The organism is Thalassospira sp. ER-Se-21-Dark (genome assembly GCF_017922435.1).
Classification (GTDB): Bacteria; Pseudomonadota; Alphaproteobacteria; order Rhodospirillales; family Thalassospiraceae; genus Thalassospira.
The window spans coordinates 209,329-227,743 of sequence record NZ_VDEZ01000004.1 but is presented as its reverse complement, the minus strand read 5'-3'; the positions used below and the strand labels follow the sequence as shown (position 1 = coordinate 227,743).

Sequence of the window (18,415 nt, the reverse complement as noted above, 5' to 3'; positions counted from 1 at the left end):
TCAATAACTTCTCATGTCTGGCATGGTTGTCGATGGATCATTGGATCCTAAAATACCAGACAGTTATTGATCTATACCCCTTTTTGTCCGATCACAGAAAAGCTAGAAACATATAAGTCATCCTGTTGATCAGGACGTCCTACTCCTTGCAGAGATTATGCAATCAGGCTCAATCCTTTGCATAGCGCGGTTTGTGACCATTTCGCAATACAAGGAACGCAAAAAGTGTCTCTTTCCTGGATTTCACAGGACCTGCCCAAAGCCTTTGACGCCGACCGTGTCACCAATGCGCTCGAACGCTGGAACACATTGGCGGATCGACCAGCGTTTGAAAGCCTGTCAGACAAAATTGGCGAGATTGCGTCCAATCCCCAAAAACGTGCGGTTCTTGAAGCGCTTTTTGGTAACAGCCCCTATCTGACCAATCTGTGCCTGCGCGATCCCGATACGGTCTGTGACGTGTTTGACAGTGGCCTTGATCAGGCATTTGCCAACGCGCTTGAGCCCGTGAAAGTCAGTGCGAATGCACGCGACCTTGATCAGACGACCACCATGGCGACTGTCCGTCACGCCAAACGCCGAGCGGCACTGGTGATTGCGATTGCCGATATCTGCAAGGCCTGGAAACTTGATCAGGTCACATCGGCAATCAGCAAAACGGCCGAATACACCCTTGATTTCACCATGGCGCATTGTTTGTCCGCCATGGCGCGGCTTCGTAAATATGACCTGCCCAACCCGAAAAATCCGCTTGAGGGATCCGGGATCTTTGCCATTGGCATGGGGAAACTCGGTGCCGGGGAGCTGAACTATTCATCCGATATCGACCTGATCTTCCTCTATGATCAGGATGTGGTGACCTATATCGACCCTGATCGCATTCATCAGGATCTGGTGCGGATGGTGCGCGATATCACCCGGATCATGGAAGAACGCACCGGCGACGGATATGTTTTCCGCACTGATTTGCGCCTGCGTCCGGACCCGGCATCAACCCCGCCGATCCTGTCGATGATTGCGGCAGAAACATACTATGAGACCGTCGGCCAGAACTGGGAACGTGCGGCCATGATCAAGGCCCGCATTGTCGGTGGTGACCGCGTTTCGGGCAATGAATTCCTTGAAATCCTGCGACCCTTTGTCTGGCGCAAGCATCTTGATTTCATTGCCATTCAGGACATTCATTCGATCAAGCGCCAGATCAATGCCCACAAGGGCGGCAGCAAGATCAATATCCCCGGTCACAATATCAAGCTTGGCCGTGGCGGCATCCGCGAGATCGAATTTTTTGCCCAGACCCAACAACTGATTTGGGGCGGGCGTGAGATTGCGCTGCGCGGCAAGGCAACCTGCGACACCTTGCGCACCCTGACCAAGTTCGGTCAGGTATCCGAGCAAGTCCGCGATGAAATGCTGGCCGCCTATGATTTCCTGCGCACGGTCGAACACCGCCTGCAAATGATCAATGATCAGCAAACCCAAACCCTTCCCGATACTGATCAGGGCTTATTGGCACTGGCGACCTTCCTTGGCTATGAAACGCTTGATGCATTCAAGGCGGATTTGCTACTTCATCTGCGGAATGTCGAAAACAACTATGCTGAATTGTTTGAAGACGACACGACCCTTGCCGGTGCCAGTGGCAACCTTGTCTTCACGGGCACCGAAGACGATCCGGAAACCTTGGTCAATCTGCGCGAGATGGGCTTTGAGAATGCAGAAAACGTCTCTGTCACGGTGCGGGGCTGGCATCATGGGCGTTACCGGGCAACCCGATCACGCCGGGCGCGTGAAATCCTGACCGAACTGATGCCGACCCTTTTGACCGCACTTGGTAAAACAACCAATCCGGACATGGCCTTTCGTGCCTTTGACGACTTCCTCAAAGGTCTGCCGGCCGGGGTGCAGTTATTTTCGCTGTTTACCGCCCATCCGCAATTGCTTGAACTTCTGGCCCAGATTGCTGGCACCGCACCGCGTATGGCAAAATATATCGGGCGTAATGCCGCGGTGCTTGATTACGTCTTGATGTCGGGCTTCCACGAAGAGCTGCCCGATGCGGATGCGATGCTGGCGGAACTTGATGCCCGTCTGTCGCGAGAAGACATGGTCGAAGACTGGCTTGATGCCGCGCGGCGCTGGGCCAATGACCAGAAGTTCCAGATTGATGTGCAAACCATCCAGAACCGTCACACCCCGCATGAAGCAGGCCGCGCATTGGCCGATGTTGCCGATGTTGCCATTCGCGCACTGTTCCCGCGGATCGCCGACGATTTTGCCGCCAAACATGGTTCGTTTGCCGATGGCGGTCTTGCGGTGTTTGCGCTGGGCAAGCATGGCGGGCAGGAACTTTCACCCGGGTCCGACCTTGATATGGTGTTCATCTATGAGGTGCCCGAAGATGCCGAAGAATCAGATGGCGAAAAACCATTGTCACCGGGCCACTATTTCATCCGGCTAAGCCAGCGTTATATCAACGCCCTGTCTGCCCCGACCGCTGAAGGGGTTTTGTTTGAAACCGACCTTCGTCTGCGCCCCAGCGGATCCAAAGGGCCGCTTGCGACGCATTTCAAAAGTTTCGAGACTTATCAAAACAACGAAGCCTGGACGTGGGAGCACATGGCGCTGACGCGCCTGCGCGCGGTTTATGGCCCAAAGGCACTGTGTGACAAGGTATTGGCCACGACTAATGACGTGCTGTGCAAGCAACGCGATCCGGACAAACTGGTGCGCGAAGTCTATGATATGCGCAACCGGATGGAGGCCGGCAAAGGCGACAACCATCCATGGGCGATCAAGATGCGCCGTGGCGGGTTGGTCGATCTGGAATTCATTGCGCAATATCTACAACTGCGCCATGCCCATGACCACCCGGAAGTCCTGTCACCGACAACCCGCGAAGTTTTCAAAAATCTGGCGACGGTGGGTATCCTTGATGGCGAAGAGGCCGAGTTTCTGGCCAATTCCGCATCGTTCTGGCTAGCTTTGCAGGCGATGTTGCGCCTGACGACCGAGGGCCCGTTTGATCCTGAAAAAGCCAGCGAGGATTTGCAAAAAATGCTGGCAAATGCCGGTAAATGTGATGATTTCGCAAGCCTTCAGGACAAAATGGAAATGACAGCAACCCGTATCAAGGAGATCTATGATCGCGTGGTTGCAGCCCCGGCGGAAAAGATTGCACCAACAGATACGCCGCAATGATCCAAGCCCCCTTGCCATCATTATAAGGCTTTGTATTTTCACGGTTGCAACATGCCGCTATGCGGTCCCAAAAGATTAAAGGATAGACCATGACAGTTGATGTTGGTGACAAGGCCCCGGATTTCGAACTGCCAACCGATGGCAATGGCAGCGTGAAACTGTCGGATCTGGCAGGCAAACCGGTGGTGATCTATTTCTATCCCAAGGACATGACGCCGGGTTGCACGACCGAGTCCTGCGAATTCCGCGATGCCGAACCTGATTTCAGCGCTGCGAATGCAAAGATCATCGGCATTTCCAAGGACAGTGCGGACCGGCACGACAAATTCAAGGCCAAGCATGACCTGAACTTCATTCTCGCATCTGACGAGAACGGCACCACCTGCGAGGATTACGGTGTCTGGAAAGAGAAAAGCATGTATGGCAAAAAATTCATGGGTATCGAGCGGTCGACCTTTGTCATTGATGGCAGCGGCGTCATTCGCAATGCCTGGCGCAAGGTAAAGGTCAAAGGCCACGTTGCCGAGGTTCTTGAGGCTGTCAAAGCCCTTTGAATTCAGATTTTTCTCGTATCAAGGCCCGGCGACAAGATGCCGGGCCTTTGTTTTTTTGGCGGTAAAATCGTTTTCTTTCAGACGGCTGGCCGTATTGCGTTTTGCTGATTTTGTTGCCATCCCTTGTTTGTCGGGCTAACAATTCGGATATGGGAGTGATGGGTGAGGTCTAATTCTCACCTGTTCGATGAAAACTCACCGGCATGCCGGCAAAGCGGGTAATCAAATGAATAACAATGTTGTTGATCTCGACGATCAAATGCTGGCGGATTTTCGCGACGAAGCACATGACATCATCAATTCGATTGACGTTCATCTGCAAAACGCACGCGGCAAAAAAGATCCCGCCCATCTGACCGCCATCCAGCGCGAAATATTCAATCTGCGATACAAGGGCAAGTCAGTATCAGCGCCGCTGATCAACCTGACCAGCCATCGTCTTGCCGATTACGTCACGACCTGCAAGGAACTGAACGAAGGCGCGATTGAAGATATCCAGGCCTTTGTCGACAAGATCCAGTCCCTGCTTGATGGTGACATGACGGCTGGCGGCACCGACACCGCCGAATTCGTACGCGAACTGCCGTCGAAACGGACCCCTGATATTGACCCGGCATGGCTGAAACAGGCCAATGTCGAAGCCTTGCTGGTTATTCCGCAGCGCTCCCTGGCAACCATTCTGGAACGCGAACTGGCCGCTTGTGGTTATCGTAGCTCCGTCACCCAGACATCGTTCGAGGCGATCGAACTTGCCGTGCGCACCCGCCCGGATTTCATCATTGTCGCCAAGACCATTGATGAACTGACCGGTGTTGATCTGGCCAATGCCCTGCAGGCGATGCCTAAAACACGCGGCATTCCGACCGCAGTTCTGACCTCGGATGCACCGAACCATCCGTCGCTTCAGGATCTGCCGTGCCGGACCGCGATCATCCGCAAGGGCAATGCCTTTGGCGAGGATCTGGCAGAGGCACTGGCGCGCTTCAACATCACCTGATTGCGCAAGCGCCAAACGATTTCAAAGGGCGGTCCGAACCTTGATGGCGGGCCGCCCTTTTTGTTTGCCAATTGACCCGATGGCCGCCAAGTGGCAGACAAAGCGCACGTGAACCCAAACCCCATACCCGGACGATCATGACCAAACTGACCCTTGCTGATGCTGCCAAGCGTGCCCTTCTGACCGAAGACGCCACCCAAAAGGCCGATGTCACCGCCGAACTGGCGGCGATGTGGCGCAATGGCGAGATCAGCGAAGTCGGATCAACCGACCTGCCCGATCGTCCCGGTCGCCCGGCAAAGCCGGAATTGCTGCCCCCCAACAAGATGCCCAAGCGCAAGAAAGGCAGTGTGCAGGGCCGCATCGGGCTTTTGCATGCGCTGGCCCATATCGAACTCAACGCCATCGACCTGGCATGGGATCTGTGTGTGCGCTTTCCCGAGGCAGACATGCCGCGTGATTTTCATGATGCCTGGGTTCAGGTCGCCGATGACGAAGCACGCCATTTCAAAATGATCAACACGCGCCTTGGTGAATTGGGTGCGGCATATGGTGACCTTCCCGCCCACGACGGGCTTTGGCAGACATCGATGGATACGGCCTATGACATTCTGCCGCGTCTGGCGGTCGTGCCAATGGTGTTTGAGGCACGCGGCCTTGATGCCACGCCGCCGACCATTGAACGGCTTCTGGCGCATGGGGATACGGAAAGTGCCCGCATCCTTAAAATCATTGCCCATGATGAAATCGCACATGTCGCCGCGGGCCGGAAGTATTACGAATATGTCTGTGATCAGCGCGACCTGCCCTACTACACCACGTGGCATGATATACTGCGCAAGCATTTCCGGGGGCCGCTCAAACCACCGTTTAATGACGAAGCGCGCTATGAAGCCGGCATGCCGCCGGACTATTATCAGGACTATGTCCTTGAATTGCCTGACATTGACGGTGATGGCGCATAAGGCTTTTGCGCGCCTGATAAGAATTCATCAAAAAATTGATACAGCTCATGGTGGTGCAAACTGAAATCAACGACACTCCCCTTCGCGATATTTGAAGAAAAGACGTTCTTTTCCGTATCATCAGCAAGGAGATGTCACCATGCCCTCCACCATGAAAGCCGCCGTCGTTCGGGCGTTTGGCAAGCCGCTGTCGATTGAAGAAGTCACCGTACCCAAGGTCACGCCGGGAAAAATCCTGGTCAAGATCGAAGCATCCGGTGTCTGTCATACCGACCTTCACGCGGCCGAAGGCGACTGGCCGGTCAAACCGAACCCGCCCTTTATTCCGGGCCACGAGGGTGTCGGCATTGTTGCCGAAGTGGGCGAAGGTGTGACATCCGTCAAGGAAGGCGACCGTGTTGGTGTGCCATGGCTGCATTCCGCCTGCGGGCACTGCCATCACTGCGTTACGGGTTGGGAAACGCTTTGCGGCGAGCAGCTTAATACCGGTTATTCGGTGAATGGCGGCTTTGCCGAATATGTTCTGGCCGACCCGAATTATGTTGGCCACCTGCCCGATCCGCTTGACTTTGGCAATGCAGCCCCGGTGCTTTGTGCCGGGGTCACGGTCTATAAGGGGCTTAAGGAAACCGAATGCAAACCGGGCGAAACCGTGGTGATTTCCGGTGTCGGTGGACTTGGTCATATGGCGGTTCAATACGCCAAGGCGATGGGCATGAAAGTTATCGCTGTTGACATTGCCGACGAGAAACTTCAACTCGCCAAAGACCTTGGTGCGGACTGGACGCTGAACGCGGCCGAAACCGACGTTGTTTCCGAAGTGCAAAAACAGATGGGCGGTGCGAATGGCGTGCTTGTCACCGCCGTGTCGCGGGCTGCCTTCAAACAGGGTGTAGGCATGCTGGGCCGTGGCGGCACCATGGCACTGTGCGGCCTGCCGCCCGGAACGTTCGAGCTAGATATTTTCGATACGGTCCTGTCACGCAAGACCATCCGTGGATCAATCGTCGGCACCCGAGCTGATCTTCAGGAAGCCCTTGATTTCGCCGGTGACGGCAAGGTGAATTCCCACTTCACGACCGAGCCGATGGAAAACATCAACTCGATCTTTGATCGCATGCGCGATGGCAAGATCGATGGCCGTATTGTCATGTCGATCTGATCGACTAAGGCACTATTTCGACTGCAAAAAGGCTGCCATCCGGCAGCCTTTTCTTTTGGGTTCAGGCCGCCTTGGCCAGCATGGCGGCTTCGTGATCGAGTAACCATTTCTTGCGATCAAGCCCACCGGCATAGCCGGTCAATGTGCCGTTCGATCCGATCACCCGATGACACGGCACAATGATTGATACCGGGTTCAGAGCGTTGGCCCGCGCCACCGCCCGAACCGCCTTGGGGTTGCCAAGCTGATCAGCCAGCCCGGCGTATGAAACGCTTTTGCCACTCGGGATATTGACCAAGGCATCCCAAACCGATTTCTGAAACGCCGTCCCGACCATGTTGATCGCATCGATCGGCAGCACGCCGACAGATCCGGCAAAATAGCCATCCAGCCAGTCAGTGACCGGGTCTGGTGCCGCGCCGCCCTCCGTCCATTCAAGGTTCTTGAACCGTCGTGTCTGAATGGTTTTCAGGCGATCATCATTGTCTTCGAAATCAAGATGCACCAGTTTGCCATCAATCGAGGCGAGCGACAGTTTCCCGATCGGGCTGGCATAACGCACGACGTTGATTTGGGTGGACATCGTCATTCTCCTTCCAATGCGGACCAAAGATATTGCGCGGCATATGCCCGCCATGGCCGCCAGTTTTCCGAAATGCTTTCCAGTGCCTTGGCCTTGTCCGGCCCGCCGCCCATGCCAGATGCCTTCAGGATGCCAAGATCGGCCGCCGGAAAGGCATCCGGGTCCCCAAGCCCGCGCAGGCCAAAATAGTTCAAGGTCCAGGGGCCAATGCCCTTGATCGCGGTCATGGCGGCAATCAGTTCACCCCCAGACATCTGATCACAATCCGGTCTGGCAAACAGATCAATCACGTCGGCAAGGGTCTGGGCACGGCGCGTGGTCAACCCAATCGGGATCAGTTCCTGGTCGATCAGACTTTGCGGCGTGGGAAAGACATGGGTGATCCCCGTCCCAGCGATCAGATCATCGGGCAAGGCATCGCCGAAGCGGGCCACAAGCCGCCCGGCCAAGGTACGTGCCGCTGCCACCGAAACCTGTTGACCCAAAACGGCTCGAAGGGCGAGTTCAAACCGGTCCCAGCATCCGGGCACGCGCAGACCGGGGCGTTTTTGCACCAAGGGCGCCAGCAAGGCATCGTCGGAAAACTGTGCTGTGATGGACGGCACATCGGCATCAAGATCAAAAAGTCTGCGCACCCTTGCACCGATTTCAAGCACTGCCTCCCGGGCCGGGCCGCGCAGGATGACATCCACGCCAGCTTGGTCCGCGCTAAAATGACAGATCATCAAGCCGAGCTTGCCATCAATTTTGAAACCGCGCGCATACGTGCGTTCACAGACGGTTTCCAAGCCCGGAATTGCACGTGCGCGGAAAAAGCTCAGAAGATATTCGGCATCAAAGGGCTGGCGGGCACGCAGACGTAAAATCAAATCATCATTACGCGCGGCAAACGGATCATTCGAACCCGGCTTTCCCAGGGTAACGGTTTTGACGCTGCGCCGAAAGGCGGTTGGGGCCTGCCCATAAGCCTGTTTCATCGCATCGTTGAAACGACGCAAACTCCCGAAACCAGCAATGTCGGCGATTTCGGTCATGGTCAGGTTGCTATCGACAATCAACTGCCGCGCCCGCAACAGACGGCGTGCCTTGGCATGTTCTTGCGGGGTGACACCGGTATGTTCCTTGAAAATACGCCGCAAATGCCGGTCCCCGACACCAAGCCGGTCGGCCAGATCGGTGATCGAGCCATTTTCAAGCACGCCCTGATCAATCAGACGTACCGCACGGACGACCGTGGCATGCACACCGGTACTTGCCGGGCTGCCCGGTGCGGCTTCGGGGCGGCAGCGCAGGCATGGGCGAAAACCATGGGCAATTGCGGCCTCGGCACTGGGATAGAATTCCACATTGTCGCGCTTGGGCGTGACGGCCGGACAAATCGGGCGACAGAAAATCCCGGTCGTCCGTACAGCGGTATAAAACCGCCCGTCAAACCGACGGTCCCGGGTCTTGAGTGCCTGATAGCAAATATCGTTATTGAGCTGTTCCATACCGCGCAGTTTAGCAGAACTGCTCGATAAAACTCGCCAGATTCGGACTCAGACGTCTCGGCAGTCTGTTACGTGCGGAAATACCAAGATTTTTACATCTGGGCGCAGTGATCAAATACACAGAACGTGAACATTAGACTTAAAAAGTGGCACAACCCCGCACAAAAGGACATAATTTACTATACTATAGGTTAGTTTTTTGCTTTATAATATGTGCCCAAGCCCTTCAAAACCCAAACAAAGGGCATCGACCACTTAAGAGGAAGTGTCATGAAGCGTATTTCGGTGAAGCTGCCGACGATGATTGCAGGTCTGATCTTGCTGTCGGCATTGAGCGCTGGCGGAATTTTGTCATTTGAACTTTGGGTGACCCAGAAAACCGAAGTTCAGAGCAAGCTTTTGGCACTCACAAATGCTCGTAAAGAGTCTATCCAGTCTTATCTGCAAACGATCCAAGATGATCTAACTATCGAGGCAGATAGTGGCTTTACCCGCGATGCGCTAAACGCTTTTTCCCGAAGCTGGGAACAGCTGGATGGCAACCCGATGGCCACCCTGAAAAACCTTTACATCACCGAGAACAGCCACCCGCTTGGCGAAAAGCATTTGCTGACCGATGCCGGGGATGGATCGGACTGGAGCCAGGCCCACCGGACCTATCACCCGCATTTCCGGAAGTTTCTTGAACTCAAGGGCTATTACGACATCTTCCTGATCCGTGCCGATGGGGAGCTTGTCTATTCCGTCTTCAAGGAGGCGGACTTTGCCACCAACCTTAAAACAGGCGAATGGGCGGAGACCGATCTGGGCCGGGTATTTCGCGATACACTGGAGCTGAATTCCCCCAAGGACATCGCCTTTACCGATTTCAGCCCCTATGCACCCAGTGCTGATGCCCCGGCCAGTTTCATCGCCCATCAAGTCCGGTCTGAAGCAGGCGAATTGCTTGGCGTGATTGCATTCCAGATGCCGATTTCACGCATCAACAGCATCATGAATGCATCGGTTGGTATGGGCGAAAGTGGTGAAACATATATCGTGGGTGAAGATGGGTTGATGCGGAGTGACTCCCGGTTTTCCGAGGAAAGCACGATCCTTAAAACCCGTGTGAACGAGGATGCAACCCGCGATGCATTGGCAGGCAATAGCGGCATTCACGAAATTGTTGATTACCGCGGCGTCCCGGTAATTTCGGCCTATATGCCGATCCAGTTCAATGGGGTCGACTGGATTGTTCTGGGCGAGATTGACACTGCCGAGGCATTTGCCCCGGTTTATCGCGCCCTGATGATTGCGGCTGTGATTGTCGGCCTTTTGGCATTGCTTGGCATCGCTGCGAGTATCCTCTTTGCGCGTTCGGTGACCCAGCCGATCAAAAAAATTGTCGGCAACCTTGGCACCCTTGCTGATGGCAAGCTTGATACCGAAGTCTTTGGCACCGATCGTCCTGATGAAATTGGCGACATCGCCAAGGCAACGGAAGTCTTTAAAAAGAATATGATCCGCGCGAGGGAACTTGAGGCCGAAGCCGAGCAAACCAAGGTGCAGGCCGCCAAAGAAAAGCGCGAACAAATGAACAAGCTTGCCGATGCGTTTCAGGACAATGTCGGCACGATTGTCAAAGTTGTGGCGTCTGCGGCAACCGAACTTGAGGCAACCGCCCAGGGCCTTACCGCGATAATGGAACAGACCAATGCACAGGCAACGTCTGTGTCAAATGCGTCTGGCCTTGCCAGTACAAATGTCGAAACGGTGGCATCTGCCTGCGAAGAGATGGCAGCATCCATTCGCGAAATCAGCGCGCAGGTCCAGAACGCAACCAACATAACCACCCGGGCCACAGAAACCGCAAGTTCGACCCGCGAAACGGCAAACGGACTTGCAGAGGCTGTACGCGAAATTTCCAGCGTGGTGGAACTGATTCAGGACATTGCCGAGCAAACCAACCTGCTCGCCCTGAACGCCACCATTGAGGCAGCACGCGCAGGGGATGCCGGCAAGGGGTTTGTCGTTGTCGCACAGGAAGTCAAAAATCTGGCCAACCAGACGGCGCGTGCGACCGAAAACATCACCGCCCAGATCGAAAAGGTACAGGGCATTACCAACACAATGGTCACCGCGGTTGATGAAATCAGCGATGTCATTGAAAACAACAAGCAAAGCTCGACCGTGATTTCAGCAGCAGTTGAGCAGCAGGACGCCGCCACGAACGAGATTAGCCATAACATCGCACTGGCCGCCAACGGCACCCAAGAAGTGACCAATGCGATTGGCGATGTCACCAAGGCGGCAAACGAAGGAAGCCATTCCGCAACCCAGGTCCTTGCCAGCGCCCAAGAGCTTTCAAAATCGGCCACCCGCCTTGGCAAAGAAGTCGACAGCTTCATCGCAACGGTTCGTGCCGCCTGATCAAACTGCCCGGAAATACCAAAACGCGCCCCGCTTGACAGTGGGGCGCGTTTTTCGTGCGTTTAGGGCTTACGTTGGGCTTAGTTCAGCGGAATGTCGTTATCAGATTTGCTGTCCTGATACTGGGCCGACAGCCGGTCATATTCATCTGAAATTACCTTGGCGCGCGTCACATAGGCGGCCTTCTGATCGTCGGGCTGCTCCGCAACCATGCCCATCATGGAATGGCTATCCCAGAAGGCATTGGATTTGTTGTATTCGCCATCCTCAAGGGTGAAGACCTCCTTCATGATTTTCAGATCATGGGGAATGGCAAAGGCATCACGCGAATCTTCATACGAGAAGAAATAATAGAAATTATCAAACCCGGCCCATGTGATGGCCGACAAACACATGGAGCACGGCTCATGCGTCGAAAGAAAAATTAGCTCCGACGTCGCCGGTCGCTGATCGGAGGGCATTTCATAGAACCGCTTCAGACAATGGACCTCGCCATGCCAAAGCGGATTTTCGGTTTCATTGTTGGTTTCGGCAATGACCAGCGAAAGGTCATCCTTGCGCAGGATCGCCGCACCAAACAGTTTGTTGCCGCCCGATACACCGGCACGGGTTTTGGGCAGAATGTCGTCCTCTAGCACGGAAAACAGTCGGTTGAGGATATTCTGATCAGCGTTGGCATCGGTCATGTTGGCGGTCCCGGATGGCGGTGATTTTACATGCTGCTATTTCATCGCGTCCGGGCCGCCAAGCCAACCTGTTTTTCGTATCAATGGGCGCTAAACAGCCTATCGATACGCTTTACAATCAAAGACCGCGCAATATGCCGTCATTATCGGGCATCTGGCGCCTTTCCGGCGGAACCGGAATATAGAAATCACGATCAAGCAAGGTGGTGATCGCAATCAACGTCGGGGATTTCTGATCCCGTACCTTGGTGATCAGCGCATGATCAACCGGGGCCATTTCGCGGATTTTGATGACTTCGAAAATCGGACCGTTGGGTGTAGCGAGTTTGAACTGGTCGCCGACCGCGACCGGACCATGGGACTGATGGGCCATTTGGATCTTCCCGTGAGAGTATGGATGTTTGCTCCGCACGACCTGCCCGTGTCCCGTATTACCCGGGTGTTTTGTTGTATGCGACAGATCGCGCTTGACCACACTGTTGCAGAGATATCCGGCAATTCTGTGACAGAAATGGGATATTTGCGCTCGATTTACGATTTTCTGCCAGTTTGACCATCACAAAACAAAAAACACCCCGCCAAATCCGGACGGGGTGATTTCAAATGCAGGTGGTTCAGGATAACCGATCAGTCGATATCTTCGATTTCCCCGGCCGATCCGGTGACCTTGGCAGCAAGGGCCGCGGCCATAAAGGCATCAAGATCGCCGTTCAGAACGCCCTGGGTATCAGACGTTTCCGTGCCCGTGCGCAGATCCTTGATCATCTGATAAGGCTGCAGGACGTAGGAGCGGATCTGATGGCCCCAACCGATATCGGTTTTGCTGTCTTCGACGGCTTGTGCCTCGGCTTCGCGTTTTTGAAGCTCTGCCTCATACAGGCGGGCTTTAAGCATCTTCATCGCCGTGTCGCGGTTTTTGTGCTGCGAACGGTCGTTCTGACACTGGGCAACGATGCCGGTCGGGATATGGGTGATACGCACAGCAGAATCGGTTCTGTTAACGTGCTGACCACCGGCACCCGATGCACGGTACGTATCGACACGAAGATCCTTATCAAGGATTTCAATTTCGATATCGTCGTCAATCACCGGATAGACCCAAACCGACGAGAAGCTGGTATGGCGACGTGCGGAACTGTCATAGGGCGAAATACGCACCAGACGATGCACACCCACCTCGTTCTTGAGCCAGCCATAGGCATTATGACCCGTGATCTTGTAGGTCACCGATTTGATACCAGCTTCCTCGCCATCACTTTCTTCAAGCATCTCAAGCTTGTAGCCCTTGGACTCAGCCCAACGATAATACATGCGCGCCAGCATCGATGCCCAATCCTGGGCTTCGGTTCCGCCGGCGCCGGCATGAATTTCGAGATAGGCATCATTGCCATCGGCCTCGCCCGAAAGCAGGCTTTCAAGTTCACGCTTTGCCGCGATGTCGCGGATCGAGCGCAGAACCTCTTCGGCCTCTTCGACGGTTTCGTTATCGCCTTCGGCTTCGCCGAGTTCGATCAGACCAACACTGTCTTCAAGCTCTTGGGCGAGCTTTTTATAACCATTGATGGCGTCATCAAGCTGGGTACGTTCACGCATGACTTTCTGCGCGTTTGCCGCATCGTCCCAAAGGGTCGGGTCTTCGGCAAGTGCGTTCAGTTCGTCGAGGCGTCTAAGAGCGTTATCCCAGTCAAAGATGCCTCCTCAGCAGTGCCATCGACTGCTTGATTTCATCGACCAATGCCTGTGCTTCGGCGCGCATTGATGTCTCCGTTATTCGTCTGAAAATCTGTTTTGCCACATCAAAGATGCGGCAATGTCGGCGTGGCTTATAACAGTTTTTGTCCCGCTTGAAACCCCTGCAACCATGCAAAAACCCGACACAGAATTTGTGCCGGGTTTCGCAACAAAGCTCAGATGGTCTGATAAGGGATCAGCCAAAAACAGGATCAAGCGTTACAGTATAAAGTTCTTCGTCGGCAACATCACGAAGCGACACGCGGAACTGCTCGGTTTCGGCATCAATATCGACCAGACCAAAGAACTGCAAACCATAAGATGGCGGCAAGTTAACGCCCTGCTCCTTGGTTGGGTGCTTGGTGAATTTCACCTGTGGACCGAACGTGTTGTCCATGTCACTGGGGCCAAAGGTCCCGGCATGCAGTGGGCCCGATACGAATTCCCAGAACGGTTCGAAGTCCTGGAACTGCGCCTTGTTCGGGTCATAGTAATGAGCTGCGGTGTAATGCACATCGGCTGTCAGCCAGACCGTATTGTTGATTTTGGCATTCTTGATAAAGCGCAGCAGTTCAACAATTTCAAGCTCACGCCCGGCAGGTGCACCATCGCCGTTGGCAAGGTTTTCAAACGTGCTTTTGTTTTTCCAGTCATCATAGACAATCATGCCAATCGGCATGTCAGCCGCGATGACTTTCCAGGTCGCCTTGGAATTCAAAAGACCGCGCTTAAGCCATTCCATCTGCGCGCGACCAAGGAAGTCGGTATTTTCGGTCGGTGTTGCACTGTTATTGGCATCGTTGGTGCCGCGATAGGTCCGCATATCGAGGAAGAATATTTCCAAGGACGGACCATAAGATACCTTGCGATACACCCGCCCCGGTTCGGATGCATGTTCGGTGACGGGCAACATTTCGCGGAATGCACGGTTTGCCCGTGCTGCCAGAAGGGATGCTGATTTTTCAGTGTAGCGATCATCGCCAAGCAGCATCTCGCCCGGATACCAGTTGTTGGTGACTTCGTGGTCATCCCATTGATAATAAACCGGGATCAGACGGTTGAATTCGCGCAGATGCTGATCAAGCATGTTGTATTTGTAGTTGCCGCGAAACTCATCAATGGTTTCGGCAACCTTGGCGGTGTCTTCGGTGGTGATGTTTTTCCAAATCTGTCCATCCGGGGTTTTCTGGGTTTCGGCAAACGGACCATCGGCATAGATGGTATCACCGGAATGGATGAAGAAATCAGGGTTGTGCCTGGCGATGGTGGCATAGGTTTTCATCCCACCGCGATCTTCATCGATGCCCCAGCCCTGCCCGGCAGTGTCGCCCGACCAGCCAAACCGAATATTGCGTTTCGCCGCCGGTGCGGTCCGGAAATGGCCAATGATCGGCTCGGACGATGCGCGTGCGTCATCAAGGTTTTCGAAATGGATCTTGTAAAAAACATCTTGCCCGGCTGGCAAATCGGCCAGTGCAAGCTTGCCTGCAAAATCACGTTCGGGCAGGACATCGACATGCGGGATACGGACCGAATTTTTGAAGCCTTCGGTGGTTGCGATTTCGGTAATCATGCGTGATGCACGATCCGCACGCCCCCATATGCAGGCGGTGTTGGCGGTCACATCACCACTTTGCACCCCATGGGTAATCATCGGGCGATCAGCAGCACGGGAAATAGACGGCATAAAGAAACCACCCATGGCGGATGCGGCACCTGCTGTTGCACTGGTGGCAAGAAATTTGCGGCGGGAAAGTCGAAACGACATAACGAAACCCTCTTCAAGGTATGAAAATCACCTTGAGGAGAATGACAAAATCAAATGACAGTGCGATGTCACCCGTTTGATCGTTTTGTCATTGTTTGATGACAGCACAACGTCGCGAAAGGCCTGATTTGAAAACAAATTCTTTCAGATGAACACATCCCTGAACGAACAAAGCCGGATGCTGATCACATCCGGCTTTGTTGATATTTAAGCGGCGAATTTCGCCGCCAAATGATCGTGGTCACGCGGCCTAGTAAATGCCGCCCGGACCGGACACAGCGCCTGCGCTGTTATCCGAATTGCCAGATCCGGTATAACCGCCATCAATCACATTGTCATTTGATGCCGGGATGGTGCCGGGTTTGAAGGCCTCCCAGATCACGTCCTGAGCACCCGGGCCAGCCGGAAGGCCGGTACGCGACTCAACACGGACCATGCGAATGCCCGGCGGTGTACGGAACGGAATGGCCTTGGTGCCTTCAAGTGCACCGCGCATAAATTCCTTCCAGATCGGGGCAGCGGCACTTGCGCCCTGCTCCTTGTCACCAAGGGATCGGTTGTCATCAAAGCCGACATAAACGCCAACGGCAAGGTCGGGCGAGAAGCCGACAAACCATGCATCACGTGAATCATTGGTCGTGCCGGTTTTGCCAGCCAGCGGATAACCAAGTTCGGCGATTGTCCGGCCTGTACCGCGCGAAATAACGCCTTCCATGATGTGGACCATCTGGAACGCACTGGCCGGATCGGTCAGTTGTTCACGGGTATCGGGCAGATCAGGCGGCATCTGATTGCGGAATTCCACATCCTGACACAGGGTGCATTCGCGTTCGTCACGACGGTAAATCACATTGCCGCGACGATCCTGAATACGGTCAATCAGGGTCGGCGTGATTTTCTTGCCACCATTGACCAGTTCGGCATAGGCCGCGGTCAGACGCATCACCGTCGTTTCAGCCGCGCCAAGCGACATCGACAGGACATCTGGCATTTCATCAACAATACCGAACCGTTCGGCATAATCGACAACCGTCGGCATGCCGATGGTCTGGGCCAGACGCACCGTCATCAGGTTTCGCGATTTTTCGATACCAAGGCGCATGGTCGAAGGACCATAGAACTGGCCGCTATAGTTGCCCGGTTTCCATTTACCAAGCCCCGGCCCCTGATCAATCACAAACGGCGCATCAAGCACCAATGTGGACGGGGTAAAGCCCTGGTCCAGGGCAGCCAGATAAATAAACGGCTTGAAGGCCGAACCCGGTTGACGGCGAGCCTGTGTCGCACGGTTGAATTTCGACAGATCGTGCGAAAAACCGCCCGACATCGCCAGTACGCGGCCGGTATGCGGATCCATCGCCACCAGACCACCATTGACGTTCGGGATCTGACGCAGGCCATAGGTGTTGGGCGGCAGTTTTTCGCCATCAAGTTCGGCGAAATGTTTGACGTAAATGACGTCGCCGGGTTTCAGGACATCTGACGGGCGGTTAACGACCGCCCCCAATGTCTGGCCCTTTTGCCACGGGCGCGCCCATGTCAGGAAGCGCAGCGGAATGCGGCCCTGCTCGCCATTCATCAGGCCCAGTTTTGCCTCGTTGGCATCGGTGTCAAGGACGACCGCACGATCCCACGGGATATCAGCAGGTGTTTCGACTTCGCGCAGGGCCTGCTGCCAGTTTCCAGACAGATCAATGTTGGTGATCGGACCGCGCCAGCCATGACGGCGGTCATATTCGACCAAGCCGTCAAACAGCGCCTTGTCGGCGATATCCTGCAAACGCGGAACCACGGTCGAACGCACAGAAAGGCCACCGTCATACAGCATGCCTTCGCCGTAACGATCAACCAGCTGGCGACGGACCTCCTCGGCAAAGAAATCAGCCTGATAGGTATCAACCGATTCACGGCTTTTGCCCTGAAGCGGGGCCGACCATGCCGCCTGTGCTTCGGCCTCGGTAATATAATTTTCTTCCAGCATCCGGCCGATCACCCAGTTACGACGCGCCTTGGCTTCGTCGTGGTTACGGACCGGGTGATAGTTCGAGGGTGCCTTCGGCAGAGCGGCCAGATAGGCGGCTTCTTCGATATTAAGCTCATCAAGCGACTTGTCGAAGTAACGCAAGGCTGCGGCGGCCACGCCATAGCTGCCACTGCCAAGGTAAATCTCGTTCAGATAAAGTTCGAGGATGTGTTCCTTGGAAAAGGCGCGCTCGATCCGGAAGGACAGAATGGCTTCCTTGATCTTGCGTTCATAGGAAACTTCGTTGGTCAGAAGGAAGTTCTTGGCGACCTGCTGGGTAATGGTTGATGCACCGACCGGGCGTTTGCCCGTGCCGATATTGACAACGTTGGTCACAGCCGCACGCAAGACGGAGGCAAAATCGATCCCCGGGTGGGAGAAGAAGTTTTTGTCCTCGGCTGCGACAAAGGCATCAACCACCTTGGGCGGGATGGCCGAAATCGGCACAAAAACACGCTTTTCACGCGCATATTCGGCAATCAGCGCACCGTCGGATGCATGAACACGTGTCATGACCTCGGGCTCGTAATTTTCAAGCTGGGTGTAATCGGGGAGTCCTTGGCCAAAGTGCCAGAAGATCGCCAGCATACCGGCGCCGCCCGCAACCGCCATCAAGAACAGAAAGCCGAAAATACTAAGTAAAATTCGCATGTAAGCAGGTCTTTTTCATTTTGTTGGCCTGATCCAGTAGGGGCGCATATTCATGCACTCTTACCGGAAATGCAATGTCCCGGCAGACATTTCGCCTGTCTGTGCCGAAAAAACGGATGTATCCGCATTATAGCGGCAAAATAATGACAAGGTTGTGACAGCCGCCACGCCAGACAGCATTTATACATGGCACAG

At 54.6% G+C, this 18,415-nt stretch carries 13 protein-coding genes; 6 read left to right on the top strand and 7 right to left on the bottom strand.

Annotated elements, in window-relative coordinates; all coding sequences use genetic code 11:
* The first annotated feature begins 225 nt into the window (after window positions 1-225).
* The 5 genes from FHI25_RS16360 (at window position 226) to adhP (ending at window position 6,879) form a co-directional block, all read left to right on the top strand.
* Window positions 226-3,201 (top strand): bifunctional [glutamine synthetase] adenylyltransferase/[glutamine synthetase]-adenylyl-L-tyrosine phosphorylase, encoded by a 2,976-nt coding sequence (locus FHI25_RS16360; protein ID WP_210519580.1) that lies wholly within the window; start codon window positions 226-228, stop codon window positions 3,199-3,201.
* Between the two features lie 89 nt (window positions 3,202-3,290).
* The gene (gene bcp / locus FHI25_RS16355; protein ID WP_210519578.1) at window positions 3,291-3,755 is read left to right on the top strand and encodes a thioredoxin-dependent thiol peroxidase; all 465 of its coding nucleotides are present in this window, start codon (window positions 3,291-3,293) and stop codon (window positions 3,753-3,755) included.
* Window positions 3,756-3,981: 226 nt separating this feature from the next.
* Window positions 3,982-4,752, top strand: a complete 771-nt coding sequence (locus FHI25_RS16350; protein ID WP_008890637.1) for a response regulator — start codon at window positions 3,982-3,984, stop codon at window positions 4,750-4,752.
* 137 nt (window positions 4,753-4,889) lie between these two features.
* On the top strand, window positions 4,890-5,717 hold the full coding sequence (locus tag FHI25_RS16345) for a ferritin-like domain-containing protein (protein ID WP_210519576.1): 828 nt from the start codon (window positions 4,890-4,892) through the stop codon (window positions 5,715-5,717).
* Window positions 5,718-5,856: 139 nt separating this feature from the next.
* Complete coding sequence (adhP, locus tag FHI25_RS16340; protein WP_210519574.1) at window positions 5,857-6,879, top strand: alcohol dehydrogenase AdhP; 1,023 nt, start codon at window positions 5,857-5,859, stop codon at window positions 6,877-6,879.
* A gap of 61 nt (window positions 6,880-6,940) precedes the next feature.
* On the opposite strand, the gene FHI25_RS16335 is transcribed toward adhP, so the two are convergent.
* Both FHI25_RS16335 and FHI25_RS16330 read right to left on the bottom strand, forming a co-directional pair.
* Window positions 6,941-7,462 (bottom strand): methylated-DNA--[protein]-cysteine S-methyltransferase, encoded by a 522-nt coding sequence (locus tag FHI25_RS16335; protein ID WP_282597593.1) that lies wholly within the window; start codon window positions 7,460-7,462, stop codon window positions 6,941-6,943.
* 2 nt (window positions 7,463-7,464) lie between these two features.
* The gene (locus FHI25_RS16330; protein WP_210519570.1) at window positions 7,465-8,952 is read right to left on the bottom strand and encodes a DNA-3-methyladenine glycosylase 2 family protein; all 1,488 of its coding nucleotides are present in this window, start codon (window positions 8,950-8,952) and stop codon (window positions 7,465-7,467) included.
* A 270-nt stretch (window positions 8,953-9,222) separates the two neighbouring features.
* Between FHI25_RS16330 and FHI25_RS16325 the strand changes: the two genes are divergently transcribed.
* On the top strand, window positions 9,223-11,361 hold the full coding sequence (locus FHI25_RS16325; protein WP_210519569.1) for a methyl-accepting chemotaxis protein: 2,139 nt from the start codon (window positions 9,223-9,225) through the stop codon (window positions 11,359-11,361).
* Window positions 11,362-11,441: 80 nt separating this feature from the next.
* On the opposite strand, the gene FHI25_RS16320 is transcribed toward FHI25_RS16325, so the two are convergent.
* From FHI25_RS16320 to FHI25_RS16300, 5 genes are all read right to left on the bottom strand, one after another.
* The gene (locus tag FHI25_RS16320; protein WP_210519567.1) at window positions 11,442-12,047 is read right to left on the bottom strand and encodes a nucleoside deaminase; all 606 of its coding nucleotides are present in this window, start codon (window positions 12,045-12,047) and stop codon (window positions 11,442-11,444) included.
* Between the two features lie 118 nt (window positions 12,048-12,165).
* Window positions 12,166-12,420 carry a hypothetical protein gene (locus FHI25_RS16315; protein WP_008890625.1) on the bottom strand — a complete coding sequence of 85 codons (255 nt, stop codon included), beginning with the start codon at window positions 12,418-12,420 and terminating at the stop codon, window positions 12,166-12,168.
* Window positions 12,421-12,674: 254 nt separating this feature from the next.
* Window positions 12,675-13,803, bottom strand: a protein-coding gene (gene prfB, locus FHI25_RS16310; RefSeq protein ID WP_120226253.1) for a peptide chain release factor 2 whose coding sequence is annotated in 2 segments (ribosomal slippage) — window positions 12,675-13,733 and window positions 13,735-13,803 — 1,128 coding nt in all. Because the reading frame shifts where the segments join, the coding sequence is not laid out codon by codon here.
* A gap of 171 nt (window positions 13,804-13,974) precedes the next feature.
* Window positions 13,975-15,546, bottom strand: a complete 1,572-nt coding sequence (locus FHI25_RS16305) for an alkaline phosphatase D family protein (protein WP_210519565.1) — start codon at window positions 15,544-15,546, stop codon at window positions 13,975-13,977.
* A 250-nt stretch (window positions 15,547-15,796) separates the two neighbouring features.
* Window positions 15,797-18,220: a penicillin-binding protein 1A gene (locus FHI25_RS16300; protein WP_210519563.1), complete on the bottom strand. Its 2,424-nt coding sequence runs from the start codon at window positions 18,218-18,220 to the stop codon at window positions 15,797-15,799.
* Window positions 18,221-18,415: the final 195 nt, after the last annotated feature.